A 6,071-nucleotide genomic window follows, 5' to 3' on the forward strand; every position below is an offset into this window, starting at 1 on the left:
CGCCCCCCCGCCCCCCCCCACCCCACCGCCCCCGGCGGGCAGCCCCGACCTCCCCCCACCCCCGCCGCCCCGCTGCGCCCGCCGGGGCCGCCCCCCGGCGCGCGCCGCGCGGAGGGGGCGGGGCGGGCCGGGGCAGGGGGCAGCTGGCCCTTCAGGGGGCCCCACTCGTTGGGGTCGGGCACGCCCGGGGGGAGCATCTGGCGGCGCTTCGGGCCGCCGTGCTCGGATTCGCCGGGCTCCTTGGCGCCGGGCCAGGCCTTGGCGACACGCGCGGCGAGGACGAAGTCCTTGCGGAGCGGGTGGCCCTCGAAGGTCTCCGGGAGGAGCAGGTGCTCCAGCCCCGGGTGGCCCTCGAACACCACGCCGAACATCTCGTGGGTCTCGCGCTCGTGCCAGGCGGCGCCCGCGTAGACGCCGACGGCGGAGGGCAGCGTCGGCGCCTCGTGCGGGACGGTCGTACGGACGAGGAGGCGGCGGACCGGGCCCAGGGCGACGACGTGGGCGGAGACGCGGAAACCCGTGCCCGGTTCGTCGACCGCGCTCAGCCAGTCGAAGTAGGTGCAGCCCAGGGTCGTACGGGCCGTCTCCAGGGCGGTGAGCCAGGAGGACGGCGGTACGTCCACGGTCAGGAGGTCGTAGGACTCCTCGGCCGTGGCGTCCGTACCGAAGAGGTCCCCGACCGGGGCGGGCAGCCAGCCGACGGTGCTCATCGGGCGTCCCCCTCACCGGCGGGGGCGGGCGGCTTCACCAGGTCGCTGGTCAGGGCGGCAGCGGACGGGCGGGAGTGGCCGTACCGCTCCCCCAGCGACTCTCGGGCGATCTTCTCCTGGAGCTTGAGGATGCCCTGGAGCAGCGCCTCGGGGCGCGGCGGGCAGCCGGGGACGTACACGTCCACCGGGATGATCTGGTCGACGCCCTTGGTGACGGAGTAGGAGTCCCAGTAGGGGCCGCCGCAGTTGGAGCAGGCGCCGAAGGAGATGACGTACTTGGGTTCCGGCATCTGCTCGTACAAACGCTTGACGGCCGGGGCCATCTTGTCCGTGACCGTGCCCGACACCACCATCAGGTCGGCCTGGCGGGGCCCGGGTGCGAAGGGGATCACGCCGAGGCGGATGAAGTCGTGGCGGGCCATCGACGCGGCGATGAACTCGATCGCGCAGCAGGCGAGGCCGAAGTTGAAGACCCAGAGCGAGTAGCGGCGGCCCCAGTTCAGGACCACCTTCATCGGCTCCGGGGCCAGGCGGGCCAGAGCGCCGAGCCGCTTGGGCTCCGGCAGGTACACGGGCTCCGGGTTCACGTCCATGCCAGGACGCCCTTCTTGTATGCGTACAGCAGGCCCACGGCGAGGAAGCCGAGGAAGACGAACATCTCCACGAGCGTCGTCGCGCCGTAGCCGGGGGCGGCGAAGACCGTCGCCCAGGGGAACAGGAAGATCGAGTCGACTGCGAAGATCACGTAGAGGAAGGCGTAGACGTAGTAGCGGACCTGGGTGTGGGCCCAGCCCTCGCCGACGGGGTCGACGCCGCACTCGTAGGTCAGGAGTTTCTCCGGGGTCGGCACGACCGGGCGCAGCAGACGGCCCGCGCCGAAGGCGACCGCGACGAACAGCACGCCGACGAGGGCGAGCAGGCCCACCACCGAGTAGGACCGGAAGTAGCCGGCCGCGATGACGTTCCCCGCGGCGGCCGTCGAGTCCCCCAACGTCTCCCGCACCGTCCGTCCCTCGCTCCCTGACCGTGTGACCTGAGTGAATTCCGTGATCCCGCATGTTCGAGGATCCGTACGGACGGGAGTCTAGGCCCTGATAAAGAGCCGGTAAGCAGCCAGTCACGCCATGAGACAGATGGAGGAGACGGGCGAGGCGTGCGGGGTGGGGTTTTCCCCCGTCGGCGGAGGGCGGCGTACCGCATGGCGCGGAGGGCGCCGGGCACGGCAGGCTGACCGGTATGACCGCTACCAGCTCCGCCGCCGGCCGGGCCGACGGCACCGACCGTCTGCCGCCGATCCGGCCGACGTACGACGCGCACACGTGGAAGGAGATCCTGTATCTCCTGCTGAACCTGCCGGTGGCGGTGTTCGGCTTCGTCTACGCGATCACCGTGCTGTTCGTCGGCGGGAGCCTGACGATCACTGTCGTCGGTCTTCCGCTGCTCGCGCTCAGTCTGCTGGGCGCACGGCAGCTGGGGAAGCTGGAGCGGGCCCGCGCGCGGTGGCTGCTCGGGGTGCGGGTCGAGGAGCCGACTCCGCTGCCGTTCGCGAAGGGCGGCGGGCCGACGCAACGGCTGTGGCTGGCGCTGAAGGACCCGGTGGGCTGGCGGAACCTGCTGTACGACGTCATCCGGCTGCCCTGGGGCGTCCTCACCTTCTGCACCGTGCTGGCCTCGCTGTTCGTGCTGTGGCCGGTGCTGCCGTACCTGGCGCGGGGCCTGGCGAACGTGGACCGCTTCATGGTGCGCGGGCTGCTGTCGCCCTCGGACGAACTGGAGCGCCGTATCGCCGAGCTGGAGTCGGACCGGGGGGTGGTGGTCGACACGGCCGCCGCCGATCTGCGGCGGATCGAGCGGGACCTGCACGACGGGGCCCAGGCACGGCTGGTCAACCTGGCCATGGGGCTCGGTCTGGCCAAGGAGAAGCTGCTGGAGGATCCCGACTCGGCGGCGGCGATGGTGGAGGAGGCGCACGGCGAGGTGAAGCTGGCCCTGCAGGAGCTGCGCGACCTCGCCCGCGGCATCCATCCGGCCGTACTGACCGACCGGGGCCTGGACGCGGCCCTGTCCTCGGTCGCCACCCGCTGCACGGTCCCGGTGAAGGTGACCGTGGACCTCCCGGACCGCCCGGCGCCCGCCATCGAGGGCATCGCCTACTTCACGGTCTCCGAACTGCTGCAGAACATCAGCAAGCACAGCCGGGCCGGCTCCGCCTCGGTCGATGTGTGGCGCGCGGAGGACCGGCTGCTCATCCAGGTCCGGGACGACGGCCGGGGCGGCGCCCGCCTCGAGGGCGGCACCGGCATGCGCGGCCTCGCGGACCGGCTGGGCGCGGTGGACGGCCTGTTCGTACTGGACTCCCCTGCGGGCGGCCCGACGGTGGTCACAGCCGAGCTGCCTTGGCGGGACCGGACGGAGTAGAGCCGCGGGGAACTGCGCGACCAGCCACAACGGACCCGCACCGAACCGACGACAGAACCCCTGCGGCTGTCCGCGACCGACGGCACCAGGAAACCACCGGCACCGAAAACAACACGGCCCACCCGCCGGAGGCCATGGTGGGGAAAACCCCCGCCCCAGGACGCCGACGACCTCCATGGCTCGCGAACCCCCGGCGCACGACTCTGGGAACACGGCTGAACCGCCGCTCACACGACGAGAACGGGACGAGATCGATGGCCATGGAATACGGACACGGATACGGGCGGGAGGACGAGCGGACCCGCACCGGCCATCGGCTGCCCCCCGCGCTCCGGGCACCGTTCGAGGCGCGCAGCTGGCGCGAGTTCGGCTATGTCCTGCTGAGCCTGCCGATCTCGATAGTGCTGTTCACCTGGACGGTGACCATGACGTCGCTCGGCGCCGGCCTGCTGGTGACCTTCCTCGGCGTCCCGGTGCTCGCGGCGGCGCTCGCCGGCTGCCGTGGCTTCGGCGCGCTGGAGCGGGCGCGGGCGCGCGGGCTGCTGCGGCTGGAGGTGGCCGAGCCGGAGCCGCTGCGGATGCGCAAGCCGGGCGTGTCGGCCTGGATGGGCGCAGTGCTCAAGAGCGGCACCTCCTGGCGGAACCTGCTGTACGCGCTGGTGCAGTTGCCGTGGGCGGTGTTCTCGTTCGCGGTGGCGGTGAGTCTGTGGACGACGGGCTGGACGCTGCTGACCTACCCGCTGTGGTTCTGGGTCTTCCCGGCGTACGCCGGCCAGGGCGGCATCCAGCTGTACGGCGACGAGCACCACAGCGTCTATCTCGACAACCCCTTCGAGATCACCGTGACCGCGCTGGTCGGGCTGCTGTTCACGCTGGCCACGCCGTGGATCGTCCGGGCCCTGACGATGGTGAACGGGCTGCTGGTACGGAGCCTGCTGGGGCCGTCGCCGCTGTCGGCGCGGGTGGTGGAGCTGGAGTCGGACCGCGGGGTGGTGGTCGACACGGCCGCCGCCGATCTGCGGCGCATCGAGCGGGACCTGCACGACGGGGCCCAGGCACGGCTGGTCAGCCTGGCCATGGACCTGGGACTGGCGAAGGAGAAGCTCCGGGAGGATCCGCGGGCGGCGGCGCGGATGGTGGACGAGGCGCACGGCGAGGTGAAGACGGCGTTGCAGGAGCTGCGCGACCTCGCCCGCGGCATCCATCCGGCCGTACTGACCGACCGGGGCCTGGACGCGGCCCTGTCCTCGGTCGCCTCCCGCTGCACGGTGCCGGTGCGGGTGGAGGTCGATCTGCCGGCCCGCCCGGCGCCGGCCATCGAGGGCATCGCCTACTTCACGGTCTCCGAGCTGCTGCAGAACATCAGCAAGCACAGCCGGGCCCGCTCCGCCTCGGTCGACGTGTGGCGCGCGGAGAACCGGCTGATGCTGCAGGTCACCGATGACGGCGTCGGCGGCGCGGACGCCTCCCGCGGCTCGGGCCTGGCCGGTCTCGCCGGCCGCCTGGACGCCGTGGACGGGGTCCTCGTGGTGGAGTCCCCGGCAGGCGGCCCCACCGTGGTGATCGCGGAACTGCCCTGGCGAAGCTGACGCGAGGGCCCGAACCGTCGAGGTTCCACCGATCGGCCACCGACCCGCGACCCGCTGCGCAGAAGATCCCGAGCCCACCGAGCGGCGGGTGCCGGATGCTGGAATGCTGGACCCTCGTACGCTCGAGTGCTGCACCTCCGTACGGACGCTGTCCTCGGAGGGGGGGTTCGGGATCGGGATCGGGATCGGGATCGGGCTTGGGGGCCGGGAGATCGTGGAGGACAGGGTGCGGGTGGTCATCGCCGAGGACTCAGTGCTGCTCAGGGAGGGCCTGACCCGGCTGCTGACCGACCGCGGGCACGACGTCGTGGCCGGTGTCGGGGACGCGGAGGCCCTGGTGAAGACCATCGCCGACCTGGACGCACAGGGCGAGCTGCCCGACGTCGTGGTGGCGGACGTACGGATGCCGCCGACGCACACCGACGAGGGCGTCCGGGCGGCCGTACAGCTGCGGAAGGCGCATCCGGGGCTCGGCGTGCTGGTGCTGTCGCAGTACGTGGAGGAGCGCTACGCCACCGAACTGCTGGCGGGATCCAGCCGGGGCGTGGGCTATCTGCTCAAGGACCGGGTCGCCGAGGTGCGCGAGTTCGTGGACGCGGTGGTGCGGGTCGCCGAGGGCGGTACGGCGCTGGACCCCGAGGTGGTCGCGCAGCTGCTCGGGCGCAGCCGCAAGCAGGACGTGCTGGCGGGGCTGACCCCGCGGGAGCGCGAGGTGCTGGGGCTGATGGCGGAGGGGCGCACGAACTCGGCGATCGCCCGGCAGCTGGTGGTCAGCGACGGGGCCGTGGAGAAGCACGTCAGCAACATCTTCCTGAAGCTCGGGCTGGCGCCGAGCGACGGGGACCACCGGCGTGTTCTGGCCGTGCTGACCTATCTGAACTCCTGACCGAAGGACACTGTGCCGGCAGGGTGTCAGCCGGTCCGCCTCCCTGGGAACCGGATAGCCCCAGGTGGAAGGCCTGAGGAGACGACCGGGGAAGGACACCCTGACACGGCAGCGCCACGCCGACTCGAAAGCGCCACAGGCCGACTCGATGTCGTCCAATCTGCGGATGGCCTCGGGAAGGCGACCCTAACCGACGTAGGGTTGATCCTGGGATGGTCCGTGGGACGACCGCGCCCCGGACAGCCGCCTCGAAGGAGGTCCAGTTCAGTGACCAGCCAGGTCAGCAGCCAGGCGGAGCAGGCCGACGGAGCCGTCGTCGGAGAACAGCGCAAACCGGGCGGCGCCAAGGACGTGCGGCGCCTGAACCGGGTGATCATCCGGTTCGCGGGGGACTCGGGTGACGGTATGCAGCTCACGGGTGACCGGTTCACCTCGGAGACGGCGTCGTTCGGCAACGACCTGTCCACG

General features: G+C 71.9%; 6 protein-coding genes and 1 pseudogene. 4 read left to right on the forward strand and 3 right to left on the reverse strand.

Annotation, left to right across the window (positions count from 1 at the left end; genetic code table 11):
- From ABT288_RS49110 to ABT288_RS49120, 3 genes are all read right to left on the reverse strand, one after another.
- The coding region (locus ABT288_RS49110; RefSeq protein ID WP_351623294.1) for an NADH-quinone oxidoreductase subunit C at positions 1–710 on the reverse strand (710 nt) is incomplete at its 3' end.
- Positions 707–1,303, reverse strand: a complete 597-nt coding sequence (locus tag ABT288_RS49115) for an NADH-quinone oxidoreductase subunit B (protein ID WP_351623296.1) — start codon at positions 1,301–1,303, stop codon at positions 707–709. The genes ABT288_RS49115 and ABT288_RS49110, both read right to left, overlap by 4 nt.
- Positions 1,294–1,713, reverse strand: coding sequence for an NADH-quinone oxidoreductase subunit A (locus ABT288_RS49120; protein ID WP_351623298.1), 420 nt, complete (start codon positions 1,711–1,713; stop codon positions 1,294–1,296). Before ABT288_RS49120 ends, ABT288_RS49115 begins: the two co-directional genes overlap by 10 nt.
- A 233-nt stretch (positions 1,714–1,946) precedes the next feature.
- On the opposite strand from ABT288_RS49120, the gene ABT288_RS49125 reads away from it, so the two are divergent.
- The 4 genes and pseudogenes from ABT288_RS49125 to ABT288_RS49140 form a co-directional block, all read left to right on the forward strand.
- Complete coding sequence (locus ABT288_RS49125) at positions 1,947–3,128, forward strand: sensor histidine kinase (protein WP_351623300.1); 1,182 nt, start codon at positions 1,947–1,949, stop codon at positions 3,126–3,128.
- 254 nt (positions 3,129–3,382) lie between these two features.
- Positions 3,383–4,717, forward strand: a complete 1,335-nt coding sequence (locus tag ABT288_RS49130) for a sensor histidine kinase (RefSeq protein ID WP_351623302.1) — start codon at positions 3,383–3,385, stop codon at positions 4,715–4,717.
- 226 nt (positions 4,718–4,943) lie between these two features.
- Entirely contained in the window at positions 4,944–5,603 is a 660-nt protein-coding gene (locus tag ABT288_RS49135; protein ID WP_351623304.1) for a LuxR C-terminal-related transcriptional regulator, read from the forward strand.
- Between the two features lie 267 nt (positions 5,604–5,870).
- Positions 5,871–6,071, forward strand: a pseudogene (locus tag ABT288_RS49140) (2-oxoacid:acceptor oxidoreductase subunit alpha); the annotation flags it as partial.

Source organism: Streptomyces sp. NPDC001093 (genome assembly GCF_040298985.1).
Classification (GTDB): Bacteria; Actinomycetota; Actinomycetes; order Streptomycetales; family Streptomycetaceae; genus Streptomyces.